Source organism: Clostridium sp., from assembly GCF_051656525.1.
Taxonomy (GTDB): domain Bacteria; phylum Bacillota; class Clostridia; order Clostridiales; family Clostridiaceae; genus Clostridium.
On record NZ_JBOGCC010000283.1, the window covers coordinates 25,306 to 50,310 of the forward strand.

Here is a 25,005-nt window from a genome sequence, read left to right on the forward strand (position 1 = left end):
AGAGAAGTATGGGAAGATATTTAGAAAGAGAATTTTTATGTAGTTATGATTTAAGTAAGGAATTTTTTGATGAATTAGGTGTAGAAATAAAGGAAGTACACCCTTTAAGAAAAGTATTTATATTAAAGACAAATATGGGAGATAAAATTTTAAAGAAAGTTTATTATGATGAAAATAAAATTGAGTTTATAGAAAGTAGTTTAAAATATATAAATAAAACATTTAAAAATACAATGAAGATAGATAAACTAGGAAATGGAGAAAGCTATTTAAAGTGGAAGGGAGAATATTACATTCTTATGGACAGAATTACAGGGATTGAAGCAACTTGTGAGAATCCATTAGATATAGAAATTTGTTCTAAAAGTATTGCAAAGTTTCATAAGGCATCTTTAGGAATAGTTGACTATTTAGAAAAAGAAAATAAAATGGTTATAAAAAGTGAAAATTTAATAGAAGAATATAAGAAATCACTAGAAGATTTAAAAAGTACAAAAGTAGTAGTTAAAGGATATAAATATCCAAATGAATTTGATACTATTTTTTTAGAAAATGTTGATAAATATATAGATGAAATAGATGATGTTATAAATCTTTTGGAAAATACAAATTATGAGAATATGATAAAAGATACTGAAAAAATTGCATTATGTCATAATGATTTAGCACATCATAATTTTTTAATAGATAATTATAGTTGTAATATAATTGATTTTGATTATGCAAGTATAAATTTAAGATGTATAGATATTGCTGACTTTATTTTAAAATGGATTAAAAATAGTGCATTTAATATAGAAGTTGCTAAAAATATATTAGATGAGTATAGTAAAATATATAACTTAGATAAGGAAGAAGAGAAAATTATAAAAATAAATTTAAGATTTCCAAAAGATGTGTATTCTATAATAAGAGTATATTATCACAAAGAAAAAAGATGGGAATATGAAAGTTATTTAAGTAAATTGAAAATGAAAATAGAAAATGATGTATATAGAAAAAACTTTTTAAAAGAATATAATTAAATCAAAAAATAATGCTCTCAAAAATTTTGAGAGCATTATTTTTATTTTAGAATATTTTTATAAGCAAGAAGTGTTTCAGAAGCAGTTTTCTCAAAAGAGAAGGTTTTACTTTTTCTTAAAGAATTATTTACCATAGATAGCCTTACAAAACTATCATTTAATACTAAATCAATTTTTTCTGACATTCTCTGTATATCATTTGGATCTACAAAAAGAGCAGCATCACCACAAACTTCAGGAATAGATGTTTTATTAGAAGATATTACAGGTGCACCACAAGCCATAGCTTCTAAAGGTGGAAGTCCAAAACCTTCATAAAAAGAAGGATATACTAAAACCTCACAAGCGTTATAGAATATAGGTAAATCTTCTAAAGGAATAAATCCAGTAAAACAAACATCATTTGAAATATTAAGTTCTTTAGCACGATTTAAATAAAGTTCATAAGAAATTCCTTTCTTTCCGATAATAACAAGTTTAGTATGTTTTCTTGTTTCTTTTGGTAAAAGTGAATAAGCTTCAATAAGACCTTTAATATTTTTTCTAGGACTAAATCCACCAACATATAAAATAAAGTTTTTATTTATAAAATATTTTTTATTAATGATTTCTTGACATTTAGATTTACTAAGAGGTTTATAAATATCTTCAGCTGCTAAATGAGTTACATAAATTTTTTCTTTTGGATAATTAAATTCTCTAGCAATATCATCTTTAGAAAAATGAGAAACAGTTATTATACCATCACAATTTTGAATTATTTTAGGCATTTCGTCATTGAAGATTTTAAGATATCTATCACTAACTGTTTCAGGCATTCGTAGTGGAATAATATCATGTAATGTAATAGTCTTTTTACAAAAGATGTTTTTAGATAAACCAACACCATTTTGAGGTACATGATAAAGCTCCATATTTTTATCAGTTAAAATATTAGGAACACTGATATTTTCCCAAAAGTTTTCGTTTGTATTTTCTTTTACTTTTTCAAAAGAAAAGTTTTTATTTAAATTTTTTATATCTAAGTCATCTGGTGAAAATAATAAATAATCATTAGTTGTATCAATTTTATTTAAATTTGAAATTAATTGATAGGTATAAGTTCCTATCCCAGTCCCCCTATACCACTTTGCTGCACGGCCATCTATACCAATTTTCATAATTAATCCTTTCCAAATATTGCTAATATTATTATATTAAGTTATAGTAAAAGTGTTAATAAATTTAATAAAGTTAACATATAGATATATAGGAGGTGATTAAGATGATGAGAGAGTTCGAAATCGAAAGACAGTTTAGTATTAAAATTGAAACAATAAAAGCAAATAAAGGTGTATATTATTTGAATACAAATAAAGGTGAGAGGTGCTTAAAGAAAATTAACTATGGGCCTCAAAAATTATTATTTGTATGTGGTGCAAAGGAACATCTTATAAATAATGGGTTTGATAAGGTGGACAGATATTTCTTTAATATAGATGGTTCTCCATATGCTTTAGTAAATGAAGACTTATATACATTATCTATGTGGTTAAAAGGAAGAGAGTGTGACTTCCATAAAATTGATGAGGTGAAATTAGCAAGTAAAACACTAGCTAAACTTCACATAGCATCTAAAGGGTATGATCCACCAGAAAATTCAAAACTTAAAAGTGACTTAGGAAGATGGCCAGGCCTTATGAAAAAGAGAATAAAGGCTTTAGATAAGATGAAAGAAATGGCAAGAAAGAAAAATGTAAAGACGGAATTTGACTTATTATATATAAAGTCAGTTGAATTCTACAAAGAACTTGCAAAGGAAGCAAGTGATATATTAATCACATCAGATTATGAAAGATTATGTAATATTGCAGATGAGGAAAAGGTATTTTGCCATCATGATTTCACATATCATAATATAATTATTGATGAGAATGAAGAGGTAAATATTATAGACTTTGATTATTGTAAAAGAGAAATAAGAGCTTTTGACATATCTAATTTTATGATTAAGGTACTTAAAAGAGTTGATTGGAATTTAGAGTTTGCAAAAGAAATTATAGAGTCATATAATGAGGTAAGTCCATTAGAAGCTGGAGAGTATAGAGTGTTATTAGCATACTTACAATTTCCTCAAAGATTTTGGAGACTTGCTAATAGATATTATTATAATGAGGTAACTTGGGGAGTTAATACATTCTCTAAGAAAATCCAAGGCATTATAGAAGAAAAAGAAAAATATCTTAAATTTATAAGAGAGTTTAAAGAATTATATGATTTAGATTAATCAAAAAGGAACTTCAATGCAGAAGTTCCTTTATTATTTGAGAAAACTGTAACAAAAAAAGAAAGTTTTAATACTATAATATATAGCACTTAAAAAGAGGGCAAGGATGAAAATAGGAGATGTAGTAGTAAGAAAATCATATAATAAGGATGTCACTTTTAAAGTGATAGATATTGAGTATAAGAATGGAAAGGAAATATATATATTAAAAGGCATAAATATAAGAATAGTCGCTGATGCTAAAGAAAATGATTTAGAAGTTGTGGAAGAAGATTATAATGGTGAGCAAGATAAGATATTAAATAATAGAGTAAATAAGGCTATAAAGAACATAATGATTACAAGAGATTTGAAAAATAGAAAAGGAGGAAAGATAGCAGGGAAGTTAAAAAAAAATATAAATACTGATGAACTTTACTTTGGAAGACCAGGGAAAATACTACACATTGATGGAGATAAAGAATATTTAGATACTTGCTTAAAGGTATATAAACAACTTTCACTTGAAGCAGTTGGGTTTGCAATACCTGAAGAGGAGCAAGGAGAAAAGGTAGTAGACTTAGTAAAGGAAATTCACCCTGATATAGTAGTTTTAACAGGTCATGATAGCATAGCAAGAAATATAGAAAGTTATTTGGACTTAAAAAATTATAGAAATACAAAATATTATATAGATGCAGTAAAAGCACTTAGAGAGTTTAATAGAAACTATGATGATTTAGTAATATTTGCAGGAGCTTGTCAAAGTTGCTATGAATGTATTTTAGATGCAGGTGCTAACTTTGCATCATCACCAAATAGAGTTTTAATTCATTGTTTAGATCCTGTATTTATATGTGAAAAGGTAGCTTATGCAACTATTGAGGAAGTAATCTCAATAAAAGAAGTTATAGAGAATACCATAACTGGTGTAAAAGGAATTGGAGGTATACAAACTAGAGGAAAATATAGAGAAGGATATCCTAAATCACCTTATTTATAAAAAATAGTTTTTTTATGTATAAAATTTAAAAAATGTAAGATGCTATATAATAGATATAAAGAAAAAATATTGACATTATGGAGAGTAAATGATAAAATAAAATATTTTACTTGACTTATTTCAAAATTTTGGTATAATTTATAATATGAAAGAGGGTGTATATATGAATGGAATAAAAACAATCGCTTCAATAAAAAAAAGTATTGAAGGGCATATTGGAGAAAAAGTTACCCTAAAAGCTAACGGAGGAAGAAAAAAGATTTTAGTAAATGATGGAGTTATAGAGAGTGTGTATCCTAGCATATTCGTTGTAAGATTAGAAGATGAAACACAAAGAACAGTAACATATAGTTATTCAGATGTATTAACTAGAACAGTTCAATTGGATTTTCCAGGATAAAAAAAGAAAACTTCGATTTTGTCGAGGTTTTCTTTTTTGTTTAAATAATTTTAAACAAAAAAAGAAAGATGGTGGGTTTCCATCTTTCAACTATGGTATAAAAGGGTATTGAGAATTTATGAGAGGTTATATGGTCAATAACCACTTTCTATATTACGCTATCATTAGATACTTGTCAACAGTTTTCGATAAAAAAATTAAAATAAATCAAAATAAATTAAAATGTAAAATGTAAATGTCGAAATTTGTACTTATAAAATAGGAATTATATTGAAATAAAAAGTATATATTGTTAGTAGATAATTTGTAGGAGGGTTAAAATGGCAAGAATAGATGTAATAAAAGAAAATATTCAATTTGAGCAGTTATTAAATGAGAGCAATACAACAGCAATGTTGAATGAAGAATATTTAATACCTGATACACATCCAGATGTAGAAGAGGTTTTAATGGTAGATGCAAAGCCCATTGTGACTTCAAAAGATATTACAGGAGATAAAGTAGTTATAGAAGGGAAAATTGAGTATAATGTACTGTATTTAGCTAGAGAAGATAGCTTAGTTGTTTGCTCGGTGAATTATTCACAAAAATTTTCTAATGCATTAGATTTAGAAGAAGGAGAACATAAGGTAATCTGTGAAGTGGATTGCAGAGTGGAACATATTGAAGCAAAAATTATAAATGAAAGAAAAGTTTCAATTGATGGGGTTATGAATATCAATTGGGAAAAATATAAAGAGAAAGAAATAGAGCTTATAAAAGATGTTGAATCAGAAGAAAATGTAGAAATGCTGAAAAAGAATGAATGTGTAAATAAAACAAAGTTAGATGAATTATTAGAGATAATAGGTAAATCAGTATTAAGAGTTAGTATGGATAAGCCACAAATATCTAAAATATTGAAATCGGAAATTACATTACAGAAGAAAGAAACTAAAATAGGTGAGGAAAAAGTTTATTGCGGATGTTATTGTAAAGTAAATATTTTATACTTAGGAAATGAAGGTAAGGAAGTATATCATTTAGATGATAATGTATATATTTCAAAAGAGTTATTAGCACCAGATGTGACACCAGATATGGATATTAGCACAAAAATGGAGTTAACAGGAAAGAATATAAATATTGAAGAAGATGATTTAGGTGAATCTAGAATAGTTAACATTGAATTTAAGGTTTCTTGTGGAGTGAAAGTATTCTCAAAAGAAAGTTTAGAAGTCATTATTGATGCATACTCACCAAATTTTCCAGTTGAGGTTAAAAAAGATAATTGTGAAATGGGAATGATCCATGGTATATACAATAATGAAACAACAGTTAAAGATAATATCTATATAAAAGAAGATGATTTGAAGCCAGAAAGTATAATAACATCAGCAGGAAATATTATAATAACAGATAAAATTGTTGTAAGTGATAGAGTATCTATAGAAGGATATTTAAAAGTATGTGTTGTTTATAAAACGGGAGATGCAGAAAAGTATTTAGCAAAAGTTGATGGAGATATTCCCTTTACAGCGACTATGGAAACAATGGGAAGTAAAAAGGGAATGCATATTATAGCTAATGCTTGTATTGAAGATTTAAATGTAATTATAGAGGCTAATACAATAGCTGTAAAAGCAAATTTACAAGTGAATGCAAAAGTATTATTTGAAGTAAGTAAAGAAATAGTAAATGATATAAAAGAGACAGAAGACGAAAAGCCGGAGAAGAAAGCTAGTATTACAATTTATGTTATAGGTGAAAATGATAAACTTTGGGATTTAGCTAAAAAATATAAAACAACAACAGAAAAAATAAAGAAAATGAATGATATGAATGATGAAGATGAGCTTGTTTGTGGAGAGAAACTTTTAATTCCTGGAAGAATAAGCTAGTAATGGCGGGGCTATATAATATAGCCTCGCTTTTATTATAGAAAAATGTATAAATGACAAAAGATATGGTGATAATAATAAACGCGTAAAGCGAGGTGAGTAATTAATGGATAAAATGCTAAAAAATAAATTGATAATAATTGGCGGAGCTGAGGATAAAAAAGGAAGCAAAGAAATTTTAAAAGAAGTTTGTAGTGAAATAAATAAAGAGAAGGACTTATTGATAGTAATAACAGTAGCATCAGAATTACAAAAGATAGTAGGAGATGATTATCTAAAAGTATTTAAAGAGTTAGGTGTAAAGAATATTGAGATATTGAAGATTGAAAGTAGAGAAGATGCAAATAAAATTGAAAGTACAAAAATTATAGAGGAATCAAAGCTTATTTTCTTTACAGGTGGAGATCAGTTAAGAGTAACAAGTATTTTAGGTGGTACGAAAATAAGTGATGTGATTTTAAATAGAAAAGGAAAAATTTTAGTTGGTACATCAGCAGGGGCATCCATTATGAGCGAAACTATGATAGTTCAAGGAAGAGATAAGGAATCACCTAAGAAAAATAGTATAACAATGGCGCCGGGGTTAGGGTTTATTAAGAATGTAGTTATAGATCAACATTTTGCACAAAGAGGAAGACTTGGAAGGCTTTTAACAGCAGTAGCAGAAAATCCAGGTATGCTAGGTGTTGGAATAGATGAAAATACAGCAATTGTTGTGCAAGATGAATTCATAAATGTGATAGGAGAAGGTGGAGTATATATCATTGATGGAAATGAGATAAATTATACGAATATATCAGCACAAGATATAGATAAAGTACTTAGTATATTTAATGTGAAATTACATGTATTAATAAATAAAAATATGTTTGATCTTAAAAATAGGGTACCTTTTAAGGAGGAAAAATAAAAAATGAAGATAATAAGCAAAAGAGTATATAGAGGGAAAAACATATACACTAGAAAAAAATGCATAAGACTTGATGTAGATTTAGAGGGATATAAAGATATTCCTAGCAAAGAAATAAATGGATTTAACAAAAAGATAGTGGAGTATATACCAGAGCTTAAGAGCCATAGATGTGGAATAGATGTAGATGGTGGATTTTTAATAAGACTAGAAGAAGGAACGTATTTAGCACATATTTGTGAACATATAATAATAAGTCTTCAAAATAGATTGGGAATAGAAATATCTTATGGTAAGGCAAGAGAGATAAAGAATGATCATTATTATATAATTTTTCAATATTGGTATGAAAGAGTTGGATTAGAGATTGGAAAATTAGCGGTAGATATTATCAATAGTTTAATAGATGAAGAGGAAATTGATATTCAGAAAAGACTAGAAATAATAAAAGAAATAAAAAATTATGAAGAGGTAGGCCCAAGTACAAAAGCTATAATTGAGGGAGCTAAAAAATTTGATTTACCAGTATTTGAAATAGAAGCTTCAGGATATTATCAAATTGGATATGGTAAATCTAGAAAAATAATATCAGCAACTATAAGTAACTATACAAGTTGTCTAAGTGTGGATATAGCTTGTGATAAATTTCTTGCAAAACAAATTTTAGAGATTCAAAATATTCCTGTTGGAAGAATTGGTAAGGTAAGAAATGTTATAGAGCTTTTGAAAGAAGGAGAAAGAATAGGGTATCCATTAGTTTTAAAGCCGCAATATGGAAATCAAGGGAAAGGTGTTATTTTAAATATTAAAAATGAAAAAGAACTTTTAGAAGCATATAAAGAAGCTATAAAGGTATCAAAAGAAATAATACTAGAAGAGTTTTATGAGGGTAGAGATTATAGAGTATGTATTGTAAATAATAAAGTTGTGGCAGTATCACTAAGAAGGCCACCATCAGTTATAGGAAATGGCATAGACACAATACAAAAGCTTATAGAAGAGATTAATAAAGATCCAAAAAGAGGTGAGGATCATGAGAAGCCATTAACTAAAATAAAAATTGATGAAGAGGTTTTATCTAAAATTAGAGAGAATGGATATTCTTTAGATAGTGTTTTAGAGTTTGATAAAGAGCTGTATCTTAGAAGAAATGCAAATATAAGTACTGGAGGAACCGCAAAAGATGTTACAGAAGAAATTTCTGAAGAGAACAAAGAGTTATTAATAAGAGCATCTAAAGCAATTGGTTTAGATATTTGTGGTATAGATATATGTATAAATGATATTAGATTACCTTTAAAGGAAAATGGAATTATAGTTGAGGTTAATGCAGCTCCAGGAATAAGAATGCATCATCATCCATCAGAGGGAGAAAAAAGAGATGTTGGTTTAGAGATTGTAAACTATTTATATAATGATAAACCTTGGAATATTCCAGTAATATCAATAACAGGAACGAACGGAAAAACAACAACAACAAGATTAATAGCCCATGTTTTGAAAATGATGGGAAAAGTTGTTGGAATGACATCCACAGAAGGAATTTATATAAATGATACATGTATTGATATTGGTGATGATACTGGATATGAAAGTGCTAGAAGTATTTTGATGAACAATGAAGTTGATGTAGCAGTATTAGAAACAGCAAGAGGGGGAATGATAAGGAAAGGGCTTGCTTATGATTTAGCTGATGTTGGAGTATTAACTAATATTACAGGAGATCATTTAGGATTAGACGAGGTTGATACAATAGAAGATTTAGCTTTTGTAAAGTCATTAGTGTTAGAAGAAGTGAAAAAAGATGGGTATGCTGTTATTAATGCAGATGACTATTGGAGCACGACTATATTAAATAGAGTAAAAAGTAAGAAGATATTTTTCTCTAAAGATAAAGAAAATAAACTTTTAAAAGAGAATATATTAAGAGGTGGAATTTCAGTATTTATTGATAATGAATATATAAGTGTAGTTAATAATAGTAGAAAATATGATGTAATAAAAATAGACGAAATTCCAATAACTTTAAATGGGAAAATAGAATTTAATATAGAAAATTCATTAGCAGCTTGTGCTGCACTTGTAGGAATTGGTATAGACTACTGCATGATAGGAAAAGGATTTAAAACATTTGCTTTAGATAGTAATTATAATGCAGGAAGATTTAATATGTATGAAGTTCTTGGAAGAACTATAATACTTGATTATGGACATAATCAAGAAGGATATAGAGGTGTTTTTTCAGCAGTAGAAAAGTTAGAGAAAAATAGAGTTATAGGAGTAGTTGGAATAGCAGGAGATAGGATGAATGAGATGGGAGTTGAAATTGGGAAAATTTGTGGAGAGTTTTTAGATATTACAATTGTTAAAGAAGACTATGATAGAAGAGGTAGAGAAGCGGGAGATATGGCGAACATTATTTACTCAGGTATAGAAAAAGGTGAGAAAGAAATTATAATTGATGAAAGAGCTGCAATGAGAAGAGCTCTTGATATAAGTAAAGAAGGAGATTTAATAGTAGTTTTCTATGAAGATAGAAAAAAGCTTTTAGAGGTAATAGAGAAATATGAAAGAGAAATAATAGAAATTGAGGCTACAAAATAGGGAGAGTCAAGATAATTTTGACTCTCTTTAAAAATAGACATCTAGATTTTCCTATGATAAAATTATGAGTAATATTTACTCTAATTAAGGGAAGGGGAATAGTATGAAGATAAAAGCACATGCTAAGATAAATATTTCGCTTGATATTGTAGGAAAAAAGGAAAATGGATATCATTTATTAAGAATGATTATGCAAAGTATAGATTTATATGATGATATTATAGTAGATAGAGCAAAGCGTGGAATAAATATATCATGTAATAAGCCTTATGTTCCGAATGATGAAAGAAATTTAGCATATAAAGCAGCAAAACTTTTTATGGAAACCTATAAAATAAACTCAGGGGTTAACATAATGATAAGAAAAAATATACCAGTATGTGCAGGACTTGCAGGTGGAAGTACTGATGGAGCAGCTGTATTAAAATTGATGAATAAATTATTTAATGTTAATGCAAGTGATGAGGAATTAATGAAGTTAGGTGTGAAGTTAGGTGCAGATGTTCCATATTGTATAAAAGGTGGAACTGCATTATGTGAAGGAATTGGGGAGGAAGTGACTGAACTAAAAGGATTTAAAGATAAAATTTTAGTATTAGTAAAACCTAGTTTTGGAGTATCAACTAAGGCTGTATATGAAGAATTTGATATAAAGAGAGCTATATTTCATCCAAAAACTGAAGAGCTCATAAAGGCAATGGAAAAAGATGATTTAAGGTTTGTGTCAAGAAATATGAAAAATCTTTTAGAAAATGTAACATTGAGAAAGCATAATGAAATAATCAAGATAAAAGAGAGTATGATAAGAATGGGTTCTATAGGGGCTATGATGAGTGGAAGTGGTCCTACAGTATTTGCATTTTTTGATGATATGCTTAAGGCACAATATTGTTATGAAAATATGAAGAAAAGATATAAAGATGTTTTTATAACAAGAACAATATAAAAAATATATAAATAGTGAATAAAACCTCTGATAATGGTAATAATTAAAACTATTAAAGGAGGTTTTTGTTTTATGAAGAAGTTAGTAGTTATTATTTTAAGTGTTATAGGAATAGGTTTATTTATAGGAAATAAAAGTGAAGGTATAGAGAATGAAGGTATTACTTATAGTTATAGTGACATTAAGGACAAGCTTATAAGATTTCATGTTTTAGCAAATAGTGACTCAAATGAAGATCAAGAATTAAAAATGAAAGTTAAAAATGAAGTTATAAAATATATGGATCCAATATTAAAAAAATCAAAAAGTCTAGATATGACAAGGAATTTATTAAAAGAAAATGAAAGTAAAATTATAGATATAGCAGAAGTTGTTATAAAAGAAGAAGGGTATGAGTATTCAGTAAAAATTGAGTTTAAAAAAGAAAACTTTCCAGAAAAAATATATGGAAATATTATATTGCCACAAGGAGAGTATGAAGCTTTCAGGATTTTAATTGGTGATTATAAAGGTGAAAACTGGTGGTGTGTTATGTTTCCACCTTTATGTTTTACTGATGTAACAAAAGGAGAAATCTCATATGAAGAAACAGAAGAAAAGATGAAAGAGTCGTTAGGAGAAGGAGTTGTATATGAAGAAGAAAAGGTAGAATATGGAATAAAACTATTTGAGATTTTAGAACAAATATTTTAAAATTCAAAAAAGACTTGATAAAAATCTGTAATAATCATAAACTTTAACTTGAAGTTTAAAAAGAATAAGTAAATTTTTATATAGATTATTAGGAGGATGAAACAGTATGACTAGAGCATTAGCAATGGTATCAGGTGGATTAGATAGTATATTAGCAGCAAAATTAATAAAGGATCAAGGGATAGATGTAATAGGAGTATGCTTTAAATCATATTTCTTTAATGAAGAAAATGCTAAAAGAATGACAGCTCAAATTGGAATACCATTAGAGGTAGTTAACTTCTCAGGAGAGCATTTTGAAATGGTTAAAAATCCAAAGCATGGATGGGGGAAAAATATGAATCCATGTATAGATTGTCATGCAATGATGATGAGATATTCAGGAGAGTTATTAGAGAAATTTGATGCAGACTTTATAATTACAGGAGAAGTTTTAAATCAAAGACCTATGTCTCAAAATAAGCAGGCTTTAAGTAAGGTTAAGAAGGAGTCTGGAATAGGTGAAAAAATATTAAGACCTTTATGTGCTCAAAACTTAGAGGAAACTGAAATGGAGAAATCAGGTTTAGTAGATAGAAGTAAGCTTTTAAAGATTTCAGGAAGAAGCAGAAAGCCACAAATGGCACTTGCAGAAGAATGGGGAATAACAGATTATCCATCACCAGCTGGAGGATGTAGGTTAACAGAACCAAACTTCTCTTTAAGATTAAGAGAAACTTTAGATAGACAGGGTGATGCAACTGAAAAAGAAATTGAGTTATTAAGATATGGCAGACATTTTGTATCTGAAAATGGAAAAACTATAATAGTTACAAGAACAAAAGAAGAAGGAGATGCAATAAAAGAATTACTTTCAAAAGAAGATACAGTTATGTATCCTATAAGTCATAATGGAGCAATGGTAATTATAAGTGGAGAAGCTGGTAAGGATGATTTAGATCTTGCAGCTAAAATTGCAGGTAGATATAGTAAAGGGAAGGATGAGGAAGTTGTAGAAGTTTCTTATGGAAAGTTTAAATCACAGTTTGATGGAAATATAAAAATTAAACCAGCAACAGATGAGGAAATTGAAAAATATATAGTACAAATGAAGTAGGAGGCTTAGAATATGGAAAAGAATGCTATTATAAAAATAATTAGTAATGCCACTATGGAAAATGATGAATTAATAGAGGTTTTAACACAAGGAAAATATAAATTAGAAGATAATATATATAAAGCAGTTTATAGTGAAACAGAACTTTCAGGAATGAAGGGGACAGAAACTAGTTTAGTTATAGAAGATGATATTGTAACATTAGAGAGAGTAGGAAGCACTAGCACAAAGATGGTGTTTAAGAAGAATGAGATAACAGTAGCATTATATAATACACCTTATGGAATGTTAGAACTTGAAATACTTACGAAAAACTTAGAAAAAGAAGTTAATGAAAATGGTGGAAATGTCCTTATTGAATATGAAATGAGAGTTATAGGACAAGAGCCGTTTCAAACAAAAATAAATTTACAAATAGAAGCAAAATAAATTTTTTGCATAATGAAAGCTATAAGATTAATTTAAGATCTTATAGTTTTTTTTTAAAGAAAATAAAAAAATCCTATTTATTAATAAAATAAGACTAGAAATAAAATATTCTATATGATAACATAGTGTCTATGTTATAAAAATTTAAACACAAATAACCCACTATTTATTTAGCGGGGTAATATCTATTATATAGTTTATTTTAATGAATGTCAACAAAAAGATGAAAATAAGGAGGGTTTTAAAAATGAAGCAAACAAAATATGTATTTGTAACAGGAGGGGTTGTTTCAGCTTTAGGAAAAGGAATAACAGCAGCTTCACTTGGTAGATTATTAAAAAATAGAGGGGTTAAAGTATCGATACAAAAATTTGATCCTTATTTAAATATAGATCCTGGTACAATGAGTCCATACCAACATGGAGAAGTTTTTGTTACTGATGATGGCGCAGAGACAGATTTAGATTTAGGTCATTATGAAAGATTTATAGATGAAAATTTAAGTCAAAATAGTAATATCACAACAGGAAGAATATATTGGTCAGTAATTTCTAAGGAAAGAAGAGGAGAATATCTTGGTGGAACAGTTCAAGTTATCCCTCATATAACAAATGCGATAAAAGACAAGATTTATAGCGTATCCAAAGAGAGAGAGGTAGATGTTGTTATTACTGAAATTGGAGGAACTGTTGGAGATATTGAATCACAACCATTTTTAGAAGCTATAAGGCAAGTAAGAAGTGAGGTTGGAGGAGAGAATGTTTGCTTCATTCACGTAACATTAGTACCTTATTTAGGAAAAGCTGGAGAGCTTAAAACAAAACCAACACAACATTCAGTTAAAGAACTAAGAAGTATAGGTATACAACCAGATATAATAGTGTGTAGATCGGAAAAAGAATTATCAAATGATATAAAAAATAAGATAGGATTATTTTGTAATATTGAAGGAAATGCAGTTATACAAAACTTAGATGCAGACTGTCTTTATGAAGTACCATTACTATTACATGATGAGGAATTAGATAATCTTGTATGTGAAAAATTACATTTAGGATGTAAGGATATAGATAATACTGAATGGATTAATATGGTTAATAAGATAAAAGGTCTTAAAGAAGAAGTTACTATATCTTTAGTTGGAAAATATGTTGAGTTACATGATGCATATATTTCAGTAGTTGAAGCTTTAAGTCATGGTGGATTAGATAATAATGTTAAAGTAAAAATTAATTGGATAAATTCAGAAGACCTTGAAAGCATGGATGTAAATAAAGTTCTTAAAGATTCAGATGGAATATTAGTTCCAGGTGGATTTGGTGATAGAGGAGTAGAAGGAAAAATTGAGGCTATAAGGTGGGCTAGAGAAAATAAGGTGCCTTTTCTTGGAATTTGTTTAGGGATGCAGTGTGCAGTAATTGAGTTTGCTAGAAATGTATTAGGTCTTGAGGGGGCGCATAGCTCAGAATTAAATCCAAATACAAAGTACCCTGTTATTGATTTAATGTCAGATCAAAAAGATATAGAAGATTTAGGTGGAACAATGAGACTTGGTCTATATCCTTGTAGATTAGATGAAGAAACAGAGAGTTATAATTTATATAAAGATGAAGTTATATATGAAAGACATAGACATAGATATGAATTTAATAATGAATATAGAACAAGAATCTCAGAAGCAGGAATGAAAATTGCAGGGACTAGTCCTGATAAAAAATTAGTAGAAATAGTAGAAATATTAGACCATCCTTGGTTTGTTGCATCACAATTTCATCCAGAACTTAAATCAAGACCAAATAGACCACATCCTTTATTTGTAGGATTTATAAAAGCTGTAAAAGAAAATAAGAATAAATAATTATGAAAATGGATATTCTTTAAAATAGAGAATGTCCATTTTGATTTTTATTAAACTTGCAAAAAGTATCTAAATAAAGGATAATATAATAAATGTCTTGTAATTCTAATATTCTTATTAAAAATCCCAATTTAAATAAATACATAAATTATGGAGGTGTAACTTTGACTAAAGAAGTTTACAAAGAAATGACCTTAGCAAAATTAAAAGAAATAGCTAAGGAGTTAGAAATAAAAAATATATCTAAATTTAAAAAAGATGAGTTAATTGATGAGATTTTGAAAGTTAAATTATCTAATAATGATAAAAATGAAGAGACTACTACAAAACAAGGTGTAGTATTAAGAGAGAAAATAGCACCGAAGCAGAGAGAAACTGGAGTATATAGTAATTCAGGAAATAATAATTACTCAAATAATAGTGGCTATCAAAACAATCATAATGGAAATAATAATTACTCAAATCATAATAGAACAAATGATGGTTTTTCTTCTGATGTTCAAACAGTTTCAGGAATATTAGAAATACAAGAAAATAATAGCTTTGGATTTTTAAGAGGAGAAAACTATTTAAGTAGTAGTGGAGATATATATGTATCACCAGCACAAATAAGAAGATTTAATTTATCAACTGGAGATATGCTTGTAGGGAAAGCTAGAGAAGCAAAAGAGGGTGAGAAGTTTAAAGCATTAATTTATGTTGACAAAGTAAATGATGAAAGTCCTGAAAAAGCTATAAGAAGAACTAGATTTGAAAAGCTTACCCCAATATATCCTACGGAAAGAATAAAATTAGAAGGTAAGATGGAAGATTTATCAACTAGATTAATGGATATAATTTGTCCAATTGGAAAAGGACAAAGAGGAATAATAGTTGCACCACCAAAGGCAGGGAAAACAACACTTTTAAAGACAGTAGCTCAAAACATAAGTGAAAATGCACCGGATGTAAAAATAATAGTATTATTAATAGACGAGAGACCAGAAGAAGTAACGGATATGCAAAGGTCTATACAGGGAGAGGTTATATATTCAACTTTTGATGAAGAGCCACAAAATCATGCTAAAGTTGCACAAATGGTTCTAGAAAGAGGAAAAAGAATGGTTGAGCAAGGACAAGATGTAATAATTCTTTTAGATAGCTTAACAAGACTTTCAAGAGCATATAATTTAACTATAACACCAACAGGAAGAACTCTTTCAGGAGGACTAGATCCAGGTGCTTTAATAATGCCTAAAAAATTCTTTGGTGCAGCAAGAAATATTGAAGAAGGTGGAAGTCTTACAATACTTGCAACTGCTTTAGTAGATACAGGATCAAGAATGGATGATATGATTTTTGAAGAATTTAAAGGGACAGGAAATATGGAAGTTCATTTAGATAGAAGACTTCAAGAGAGAAGGATATTCCCAGCTATTGACATTTATAAATCGGGAACTAGAAAAGAAGATTTACTATTAACACCAGAGGAACGTGATGTTTCATATAATATAAGAAAAACTATGTATGCAGATGGAAATGGTGATAATGTAACAGAAAACTTATTAAAAATACTTTCAAAAACAAAAAACAATGCGGAATTTGTTCAAGTTTTTGGGAAAATAAGCAAATAATAAAGTGATACAAGAAAAATCTTGTATCACTTTATTAATTTAGAAGATACTTCAACAACTTTATCAATTGAATAAGTTGAAGTTAGACCATTAATATTTTTCTTTAATTCCATAAGTTTATCAGGATTATCAATTAAAGAATCTATTAGAGAATTAACTTCATTAATATGGTCGAGCTTTAATGAAAGATTATTTGATGTTAAAAATCTAGCATTATCAGTTTCTTGACCTGGTATAACAAATGGGATTACTAGTGGTAAATCTTTAACTAATGATTCAGTAACTGTTAATCCTCCAGGTTTTGAAATTAATATATCAGAATATTCCATAAAATAATTAATATCTTTTGAAAATCCAATTATATGAATTTTTTTATCTTTAAATTCTTTATTAAGATGTAATTCTAAATTCTTTTTTAGTTCTTTATTATTTCCGCATATAACAGTAACTCTAAGCTTATGTTTATTCTTTAAAAGTTCTTCTACGACTAAAGAGATACTATCAAGCCCCATACTTCCACTCATAAGTAAAATATTAAAATAATCATCATTTTTTAAACTTTCTACATTAGGATCAGTATGGAAAAATTCTTTCTTTATAGGAATACCTAAAGGATATATAATTTCAGGTTTTATTCCATCAGATATAAGATATTTTTTAGTGAAATTGCTACCAGTTATATAAAGGTCAGTTTTATGACTAATATATGTATAGTGAGCTTTGAAATCAGTTACAATTGATACAAACGGTGCATTGATCCCCATTCTTTTTAGACCTGCAATTAAGCAAATACTAAGTGGGTGAGTAGTAACAATTAAATCAGGTTTTTCAGACTGTATTACGTTGAATAACCTTCTTTTTACAAATGTAAAAAATAAGGCTAAGGTTTTATTAGCTAAAGCATTATTAGTAATACGATAAAATAGTCCATAAGCTAGTGGAAATTTCATAGCTGAAACTTCGTAAGAACCAACAACTAATGAAAGTAGAAGCTTACTACTGCCTTCTAAAAAGTCATGTCTTGATGTTTGAAACCCCTTTTCTCTAAAAGCATCATCTAATGAGCTAGCAGCTTGATTATGGCCTTGGCCAGTTGAAGCAGATAAGATTAAAACTTTTTTCATTTAAATTCACTCGCTTTGTATAAAATTATTAATTAAATCTTTAAAAAGATATATGAAAACATGTACACACATAAGAAAAATGGGAAAGACAAAGTCTTTCCCTAAATTTCTTATTTGTTAAGGTTGAATCTCTTGTTGAATTTATCAACTCTTCCACCAACATCAACGATTTTTTGCTTACCAGTGAAGAATGGGTGGCATTTTGAACATATTTCTACTTTTAATTCAGGTTTAACAGAACCAGTTATAAAAGTGTTTCCACATGCACACTTAACCACAGCATCATGATGGTATTCTGGATGTATGCCTTGTTTCATATTTTTCACCTCTTTTTAATAATATTCTTAAATTAACTATTTGAGTATAGCATACGAGTGTATACTCGTCAATAAGTGAGACAATGGAAAAATATTTTTTGTTATAAATTTATAGAAATGATATAATCAAAATTACATAACATAAAGATAGAGGGAGAGATAAAAAAGTGAGTAAATTATATTTCAGATATGGGGCTATGAACTCAGGAAAATCAACACATTTAATGCAAGTTGCATACAATTATGAAGAGAGAGGAATGAGAATTGTTTTAATAAAACCTTTTACAGATACAAAGGGGGGAAATAAACTTGTTTCAAGATTAGGAGTTTCTAGAGATGTTGATTATGTGATTAAAGAAAATAATAATATAGTAGAGATAATAGGGGAAGATATAAAAGAAAAAGGAAAATTAAATTGTATATTAGTAGATGAAGTACAATTTTTAAAAGCATATCAAATAGACCAATTATTTGAAATAGCAGTAAAACATAATGTACCGATTATATGTTATGGATTAAGAACAGATTTTAAAATGAATGGATTTGAAGGTAGTGAAAGACTTTTACTTATTGCACACAGTATAGAGGAAATGAAAACTATTTGTAAGTGTGGAAATAAAGCTGTTGTAAATGCAAGAATGATAAATGGTAAGTTTGTTTTCGAAGGTGAACAGGTTGCCATAGATAATAATGATGATGTTCAATATGAATCATTATGTGGAAATTGTTACTTTAAGTTTAAAGAAATGTAATAAAAAAGAATAAGGGGGGTAGGGGATTGAGAAAATGTGATGTTGGAGGTCAAGCTGTATTAGAAGGTGTTATGATGAGAGGCACTAAGGGAATAGCTACAGCAGTAAGGATTGATAGTAGTAAGATAGAAGTAGATATGAAATATACAGGTCCAATTGCTAAAAAACATAAAATGTTAAATATTCCATTTTTGAGAGGAATATTTATATTAATTGATTCTTTAGTACAGGGCATTAAGGCATTAAATTATTCAGCAAGTTTTTTTGAGGATTGCGAGGAATCTAAAATTGAAGATTTTCTTCGTAGAAAATTTGGAGATAAATCAAATGATATAATAATTGGTTTCACAATATTTCTATCATTAATAATGTCAGCTATAATATTTTTAGCAATACCTACAGCAATAGCATCTTTGTTTAAAGTTTTTGGATTTGGAGATATAACTTTAAATATAATTGAAGCTATAATAAGGATAGGGATACTTATAGGGTATATGTATGGTATAGGAAAGCTTGATGATATAAATAGATTGTTTCAATATCATGGTGCAGAACATAAGACTATATTCTGTTATGAAAATGAAGAAAAATTAACTGTAGAAAATGTAAGGAGATATTCAAGATTCCATCCAAGATGTGGAACTAATTTTATATTTTTAGTAATGCTTGTAAGTATAATTTTATTTACTGTTACTGGATGGGGTGGATTTTTTCAAAGATTAATTTTAAGAATTATATTAATTCCATTTGTATCTGGAATTAGTTATGAAATAATAAAATGGCTTGGTAAGAATGAAAATTCTTTAGCTAAAATTATTGCAACGCCAGGATTAAAACTTCAAAAATTAACTACAAGAGAGCCAAACGATAAGCAAATAGAGGTGGCTATAAAAGCATTAAAAACGGCAGAAGGAATACCGGAGGATAAAAAGATGATTTTAGATTTAATAAATCTAGGAACTAAAAAATTGGAAAAAGAAGGTATAGAAACATCAAGACTTGACGCAACATTATTATTAGGAAAAGTACTAGACAAAGATAGATTATATTTACTTATGAATGGAGAGGAAGAAGTAAGCCATTCAGATGAAAAAGTTTATTTTTCGTTGATTAAGGAAAGAATGAAAAAGAAGCCTATGCAATATATTTTAGGATATGTAGAATTTATGGGGATTACATTAAATATTCAAGAAGGAGTATTAGTTCCTAGAAGAGATACAGAAGTTTTAGTAGAAAGAGTTTTAGAGGAAATTGAGGAAAATTCAACTATAGCAGTATGTGATCTTTGTTCAGGAAGTGGTGCAATTGGAATAGCGCTTGCAGAGTTTAGAAAAAATATAAGTGTAGATGAAATTGATTATTATGATGTACCAGAAAAAATGACAAAAGAAAATATAGAAAAACTTAATTTAGAAGATAGAGTAAAATTTGTAAAAAGTGATCTTTTAGAAGAAGTCATTAAAGAAGGAAAAAAATATGAAATATTAGTTTCAAATCCACCATATATAAAGGAAGAAGAAATAGAAGGCTTGATGGACGATGTTAGAAATTATGAGCCTCATACAGCTCTAAGTGGTGGAGATGATGGTCTTATGTTTTATAGAAAAATTATAGAGCAAAGTCTTGATGTGTTAAAAGATAATGGAATACTAGCTTTTGAGATTGGTCATGACCAAGGAGAAGATGTAAAAAACCTTATGGAGAATGTAGGGTATAAGGGCGTTGAAGTTATAAAAGACTTAGCATCTTTAGATAGGGTTGTAATTGGGAAGTATTTTGTTGAAAATTAAAGAGAATTTGTGATATAATTAAAGAATATGAAAAAAAATAGTACGGAGTGAGAAAATATGTTATTAGATAAATTAGCATTTACAGAGAATAAATATGATGAACTTTCAGTAAAAATCAGTGATCCGTCAATTATGGCAAATCAAGCTGAGTGGAGAAAGTTATGTAAGGAACATGCAGAATTAGAAATATTAGTTGGTGTTTATAGAGATTATAAAGCTACATTAGAAGCATTAGATGATAATAAAATGATGCTTGAAGAAGAATCAGATAGAGAAATGAGAGAAATGCTTCATGAGGAAATCAATGAATTAACAGAAAAAAGAGATAGATTAGAAAATGAAATTCAAATATTACTTTTACCTAAAGATCCTAATGATGATAAAAACGTATTTGTTGAAATCAGAGCAGGTGCAGGTGGAGATGAAGCAGCATTATTTGCAGCAAATCTTTTCAGAATGTATACAAGATATGCAGAAAGTAATAGATGGACTGTTGAACTTATGGATGCAAATGAAACTGGAATTGGTGGATTTAAAGAGGTTGTATTTATGATTAAAGGTCAAGGTGCATACTCAAAACTTAAATATGAAAGTGGAGTTCACAGAGTTCAAAGGGTTCCAGACACAGAATCAAGTGGTAGAATTCATACATCAACTGCTACAGTTGCAGTACTTCCAGAAGTTGATGATGTTGAAGTTGAAGTTAATGATAAAGATATTAAATTTGATGTATTTAGGGCATCAGGTAATGGAGGACAATGTGTAAATACAACTGACTCAGCTGTAAGACTTACACATATTCCAACAGGAATAGTTATTTCATGTCAAGATGAAAAATCACAGCTTAAGAATAAAGAGAAAGCTATGAAAGTATTAAGAGCAAGATTATATGAATTAGCTGAAGAAGAAAGAAGAGCTGGAATTGCAGAAGATAGAAAATCACAAGTTGGTACTGGAGATAGAAGTGAGAGAATAAGAACTTATAACTATCCACAAGGAAGAATAACAGACCATAGAATAGGATTAACTCTTTATAAGTTAGATACATTCTTAAATGGAGATATTGAAGAAGTATTAACAGCACTTATAACTGCAGATCAAGCAGAAAAAATGAAACTTATGGGAAATACAGCACAATAATAAGTATTTAAACATAGAAATCAAAGGTGAATTAGCAAAATTATGCTATTCACCTTTAGTTATAGAAAAACAAAAGGGAGAGGGCTCTTAAATGGATATAAATAAAGCATTAAGGGTAGAAAAAAGACGGGGAGAAAGATTTTATATTTTAATGGTAGCATTAGCAATTCTTTTACCGGCATCATTATGGTTAACTGGAATAAAAGAAGGATTTTTTATAGCTTATGTAATTGGAATGGAGCTTCTTATAGGTCTTGCAATATTAAAAAGAGTTGATAGATATAAAATAGAATATGAGTATAAAAATAATAAGTTAATTTTTAAATGTGGAGTATTTGGAAAGAAAAATTTAATATTATGTGATCAAGTAGCGGTAGTTCATACAGAAGGAATAGAAGATGATGTAAAATTGATTATTATAAGCACAATAAAATTTAGAAATAGTAGACTTAAGCCAGTAGTTGAAGGACTTTTTAAGAAATATCCTAAAATAAGTCATGAATATAGGAAAGTTATAAATATAAATCCAGAGAATAAGTACTATTATTTGATAATAAAAAAAGGTGGACTTAAAAAATATCCATTGCTAGGTGATATTTATACATATTGTGCTAAAGCATCATATACAGAGGAAGCTATCCAAAGTATAAAAATAGCTAGAGGTTATACAATAGACTAAGAAGGAAGTGGAAAAGAAAATGAAAACTGAAGTCTATGTTTTAAATGGAGTAAATGATAAAGAGAAAATAAAAGAAGCTGCAGAGTGTATCAAAAATGATGGAATAGTAGCTTTTCCAACAGAAACAGTATATGGACTTGGAGCAAATGCTTTAAAAGGAAATTGTGTGAAAAAAATATTTGAAGCAAAAGGAAGGCCGCAAGACAACCCATTGATTATTCATGTAGCATCAAAGGATATTAGTAGGTATGTTAAAAATGTACCTGAGATAGCTGGGAAATTAATAGATAAATTTTGGCCAGGGCCATTAACTCTTATATTAGCGAAAAAAGATATAGTGCCTATGGAGACAAGCGCAAACTTAAATACTATAGGAATCAGAATGCCTGATAATAAAGTAGCCTTAGAACTTATTAAAGAATCAGGAGTTCCAATAGCAGCACCATCTGCAAATATTAGTGGAAGACCAAGTCCTACAACTTTAGAAGTTTGTGTTGAAGATTTAGATGGTAAGGTTGATTATATAATAGGTGGAGAAAAGTGTGATGTAGGACTTGAATCTACAATTGTAGATTGTACTGTAAATCCACCAATAGTTTTAAGGCCAGGTGGATTAACTTTAGAAATGTTAAAAGAGGTAGATGAGAACATAATTATAGATAAAGGGCTTTTAAATAATAGTGAAGAATTTAAGCCGAAAGCACCAGGCATGAAGTATAGACATTATGCGCCAAATGCAAAACTTAAAATAATTATGGGAAATCGTGAAAAAACTATTGAAAAAATAAGAAAAATGGTACACAATTATAAAGATGAAGGGAAGAGGGTTGGAATACTCTTAGCAACAGAATCAAAAGGTAGCTATGATTTAGGAGAGCAGATAGTAATTGGTAGCTATAATGATTTAAATGAAGTTGCAAGTAATCTATTTGAAGCATTAAGAAAGTTTAATGAAATTGGTGTTGATATAATCCTTGCAGAAGGTTTTGAAGAAAAAGGATTAGGAATTGCCATAATGAATAGATTAAATAAAGCAGCTGGGTATGATATTATTAATGTTTAATTAAAGGAGAAGTAAAAATGAAAAATTTAATTTTTAGCAAGAATAATAGAATACAAAAAAATTTAAATAAAAATTTAAGAGGGATAGTTGTCCTGTTTTACTGATATATGAAAGAAAGAAGAAGATATAATATATGTTATATTTACTACTTTCTTTTTTTATATACATAATATAAATTTTGGAGGTAAAGGTTATGAAAATTGCATTAGGTTCAGACCATGGCGGTTTTGAGTTAAAAAACGAAATAATTAAACATTTGAAAGAAAAAGGATATGAAGTTAAGGATTTTGGTCCAATGACAAATGATTCATGTGATTATCCAGACTATGCACTTCCAGTAGCAGAAGCAGTTAAGGCAAAGGAATTTGATTTTGGAATATTGGTATGTGGAACTGGAATAGGAATTAGTTTAGCTGCTAATAAAGTACCTGGAATTAGAGCAGCACTTTGTAGTGATACATTTAGTGCACATGCAACAAGACAACATAATAACGCTAATATTCTAGCGATGGGACAAAGAGTTGTAGGAGCAGGACTTGCATTAGATATAGTAGATACATTTTTAAATGCAGAGTTTGAAGGTGGAAGACACCAAGGTAGACTTGATAAATTAACAAAAATAGAAGAAAAATATGGAAAGTAGAAGATAGGAGGAATAAAAATGAGTAGAATAGTAGAAATAAATCATCCATTAATTCTTCATAAATTAGCGTTTATAAGAAATAAAGAAACAGGATCAAAGGATTTTAGAGAATTAGTTTCAGAAGTGTCTATGTTAATGGCATATGAAGTAACAAGAGATTTACCAATGGAAAATGTAGAAATTGAAACACCAATTTGCAAAGCAACATGTAAAATGCTTGCAGGAAAGAAATTAGCAATTGTGCCAATTTTAAGAGCGGGTCTTGGAATGGTTGATGGAGTTTTAAATTTAATACCAGCAGCTAAAGTTGGGCATATTGGATTATACAGAGATGAAGAAACTTTACAACCAGTAGAATATTTCTGTAAAATGCCTCAAGATATAGCAGAGAGAGAAGTGATTTTAGTAGATCCGATGCTTGCAACAGGTGGATCAGCAGCAGATGCTATAACAATGTTAAAAGCAAGAGGGGCTAGATACATTAGATTTATGTGTTTAATAGCTTCACCAGAAGGAATAAAAGTAGTGAAAGAAATGCATCCAGATGTAGATATATATGTAGCTCAAATAGATGAGAAATTAAATGAGCATGGATATATAGTTCCAGGACTTGGAGATGCTGGAGATAGATTATTTGGAACAAAATAATTTAAAGTATAAATAAAAGAACTCATTAATTTGGGTTCTTTTTTTATGCATAAAAATTATAATTAATAAAAAATTTAAAAAAATGATACAAAAAAGAAATAAAATTCATAATAAATAGGAGATATAATTAAAAATATAAGAGTAAAA

At 28.4% G+C, this 25,005-nt stretch carries 23 protein-coding genes; 20 read left to right on the top strand and 3 right to left on the bottom strand.

Annotated features, from left to right (window positions below; genetic code table 11):
* Positions 1-8: 8 nt before the first annotated feature.
* Positions 9-1,025, top strand: coding sequence for a CotS family spore coat protein (locus ACRDDY_RS14395; protein WP_438565638.1), 1,017 nt, complete (start codon positions 9-11; stop codon positions 1,023-1,025).
* Between the two features lie 41 nt (positions 1,026-1,066).
* Here the strand turns inward: ACRDDY_RS14395 and ACRDDY_RS14400 are convergent, their stop codons facing one another.
* Entirely contained in the window at positions 1,067-2,185 is a 1,119-nt protein-coding gene (locus ACRDDY_RS14400; protein ID WP_438565639.1) for a glycosyltransferase family 4 protein, read from the bottom strand.
* Between the two features lie 104 nt (positions 2,186-2,289).
* On the opposite strand from ACRDDY_RS14400, the gene ACRDDY_RS14405 reads away from it, so the two are divergent.
* From ACRDDY_RS14405 to rho, 12 genes are all read left to right on the top strand, one after another.
* Positions 2,290-3,291: a CotS family spore coat protein gene (locus ACRDDY_RS14405; protein WP_438565640.1), complete on the top strand. Its 1,002-nt coding sequence runs from the start codon at positions 2,290-2,292 to the stop codon at positions 3,289-3,291.
* Positions 3,292-3,397: 106 nt separating this feature from the next.
* A complete protein-coding gene (gene yabG / locus ACRDDY_RS14410) occupies positions 3,398-4,273 on the top strand; it encodes a sporulation peptidase YabG (RefSeq protein ID WP_438565641.1) in 876 nt (291 codons plus the stop codon).
* A gap of 163 nt (positions 4,274-4,436) precedes the next feature.
* Complete coding sequence (locus ACRDDY_RS14415; RefSeq protein ID WP_438565642.1) at positions 4,437-4,673, top strand: Veg family protein; 237 nt, start codon at positions 4,437-4,439, stop codon at positions 4,671-4,673.
* Between the two features lie 320 nt (positions 4,674-4,993).
* Positions 4,994-6,553, top strand: a complete 1,560-nt coding sequence (locus tag ACRDDY_RS14420) for a DUF3794 and LysM peptidoglycan-binding domain-containing protein (protein ID WP_438565643.1) — start codon at positions 4,994-4,996, stop codon at positions 6,551-6,553.
* 106 nt (positions 6,554-6,659) lie between these two features.
* The gene (locus ACRDDY_RS14425; protein ID WP_438565644.1) at positions 6,660-7,463 is read left to right on the top strand and encodes a cyanophycinase; all 804 of its coding nucleotides are present in this window, start codon (positions 6,660-6,662) and stop codon (positions 7,461-7,463) included.
* 3 nt (positions 7,464-7,466) lie between these two features.
* Complete coding sequence (cphA, locus tag ACRDDY_RS14430; protein WP_438565645.1) at positions 7,467-10,067, top strand: cyanophycin synthetase; 2,601 nt, start codon at positions 7,467-7,469, stop codon at positions 10,065-10,067.
* 103 nt (positions 10,068-10,170) lie between these two features.
* Positions 10,171-11,013: a 4-(cytidine 5'-diphospho)-2-C-methyl-D-erythritol kinase gene (gene ispE, locus ACRDDY_RS14435; protein WP_438565646.1), complete on the top strand. Its 843-nt coding sequence runs from the start codon at positions 10,171-10,173 to the stop codon at positions 11,011-11,013.
* Between the two features lie 72 nt (positions 11,014-11,085).
* Positions 11,086-11,706: a stage II sporulation protein R gene (spoIIR, locus tag ACRDDY_RS14440; RefSeq protein ID WP_438565647.1), complete on the top strand. Its 621-nt coding sequence runs from the start codon at positions 11,086-11,088 to the stop codon at positions 11,704-11,706.
* Between the two features lie 106 nt (positions 11,707-11,812).
* A complete protein-coding gene (locus tag ACRDDY_RS14445) occupies positions 11,813-12,802 on the top strand; it encodes a tRNA 4-thiouridine(8) synthase ThiI (protein ID WP_438565648.1) in 990 nt (329 codons plus the stop codon).
* 12 nt (positions 12,803-12,814) lie between these two features.
* Positions 12,815-13,231, top strand: a complete 417-nt coding sequence (locus tag ACRDDY_RS14450) for a DUF1934 domain-containing protein (protein ID WP_438565649.1) — start codon at positions 12,815-12,817, stop codon at positions 13,229-13,231.
* A gap of 247 nt (positions 13,232-13,478) precedes the next feature.
* A complete protein-coding gene (locus tag ACRDDY_RS14455) occupies positions 13,479-15,089 on the top strand; it encodes a CTP synthase (protein WP_438565650.1) in 1,611 nt (536 codons plus the stop codon).
* 164 nt (positions 15,090-15,253) lie between these two features.
* Positions 15,254-16,702, top strand: coding sequence for a transcription termination factor Rho (gene rho, locus ACRDDY_RS14460; RefSeq protein ID WP_438565651.1), 1,449 nt, complete (start codon positions 15,254-15,256; stop codon positions 16,700-16,702).
* Between the two features lie 26 nt (positions 16,703-16,728).
* Here rho and ACRDDY_RS14465 read toward each other — a convergent pair whose 3' ends face one another.
* Together ACRDDY_RS14465 and rpmE are read right to left on the bottom strand one after the other, a co-directional pair.
* Positions 16,729-17,826, bottom strand: a complete 1,098-nt coding sequence (locus ACRDDY_RS14465; protein ID WP_438565652.1) for an MGDG synthase family glycosyltransferase — start codon at positions 17,824-17,826, stop codon at positions 16,729-16,731.
* Positions 17,827-17,936: 110 nt separating this feature from the next.
* A complete protein-coding gene (gene rpmE / locus ACRDDY_RS14470) occupies positions 17,937-18,143 on the bottom strand; it encodes a 50S ribosomal protein L31 (protein ID WP_438565653.1) in 207 nt (68 codons plus the stop codon).
* Positions 18,144-18,310: 167 nt separating this feature from the next.
* Between rpmE and ACRDDY_RS14475 the strand changes: the two genes are divergently transcribed.
* The 7 genes from ACRDDY_RS14475 to upp all read left to right on the top strand — a co-directional run bounded on the left by ACRDDY_RS14475 (position 18,311) and on the right by upp (position 24,858).
* The gene (locus ACRDDY_RS14475) at positions 18,311-18,895 is read left to right on the top strand and encodes a thymidine kinase (protein ID WP_438565654.1); all 585 of its coding nucleotides are present in this window, start codon (positions 18,311-18,313) and stop codon (positions 18,893-18,895) included.
* A gap of 26 nt (positions 18,896-18,921) precedes the next feature.
* A complete protein-coding gene (gene prmC / locus ACRDDY_RS14480; RefSeq protein ID WP_438565655.1) occupies positions 18,922-20,685 on the top strand; it encodes a peptide chain release factor N(5)-glutamine methyltransferase in 1,764 nt (587 codons plus the stop codon).
* Positions 20,686-20,742: 57 nt separating this feature from the next.
* Positions 20,743-21,825 (top strand): peptide chain release factor 1, encoded by a 1,083-nt coding sequence (gene prfA, locus ACRDDY_RS14485; protein ID WP_438565656.1) that lies wholly within the window; start codon positions 20,743-20,745, stop codon positions 21,823-21,825.
* A gap of 91 nt (positions 21,826-21,916) precedes the next feature.
* Positions 21,917-22,504 carry a hypothetical protein gene (locus tag ACRDDY_RS14490; protein WP_438565657.1) on the top strand — a complete coding sequence of 196 codons (588 nt, stop codon included), beginning with the start codon at positions 21,917-21,919 and terminating at the stop codon, positions 22,502-22,504.
* Between the two features lie 19 nt (positions 22,505-22,523).
* Positions 22,524-23,567 (top strand): L-threonylcarbamoyladenylate synthase, encoded by a 1,044-nt coding sequence (locus ACRDDY_RS14495; protein WP_438565658.1) that lies wholly within the window; start codon positions 22,524-22,526, stop codon positions 23,565-23,567.
* A 193-nt stretch (positions 23,568-23,760) separates the two neighbouring features.
* Entirely contained in the window at positions 23,761-24,210 is a 450-nt protein-coding gene (rpiB, locus tag ACRDDY_RS14500; RefSeq protein ID WP_438565659.1) for a ribose 5-phosphate isomerase B, read from the top strand.
* Between the two features lie 18 nt (positions 24,211-24,228).
* Positions 24,229-24,858, top strand: a complete 630-nt coding sequence (gene upp / locus ACRDDY_RS14505; RefSeq protein WP_438565660.1) for a uracil phosphoribosyltransferase — start codon at positions 24,229-24,231, stop codon at positions 24,856-24,858.
* The last annotated feature ends 147 nt before the right edge of the window (positions 24,859-25,005 follow it).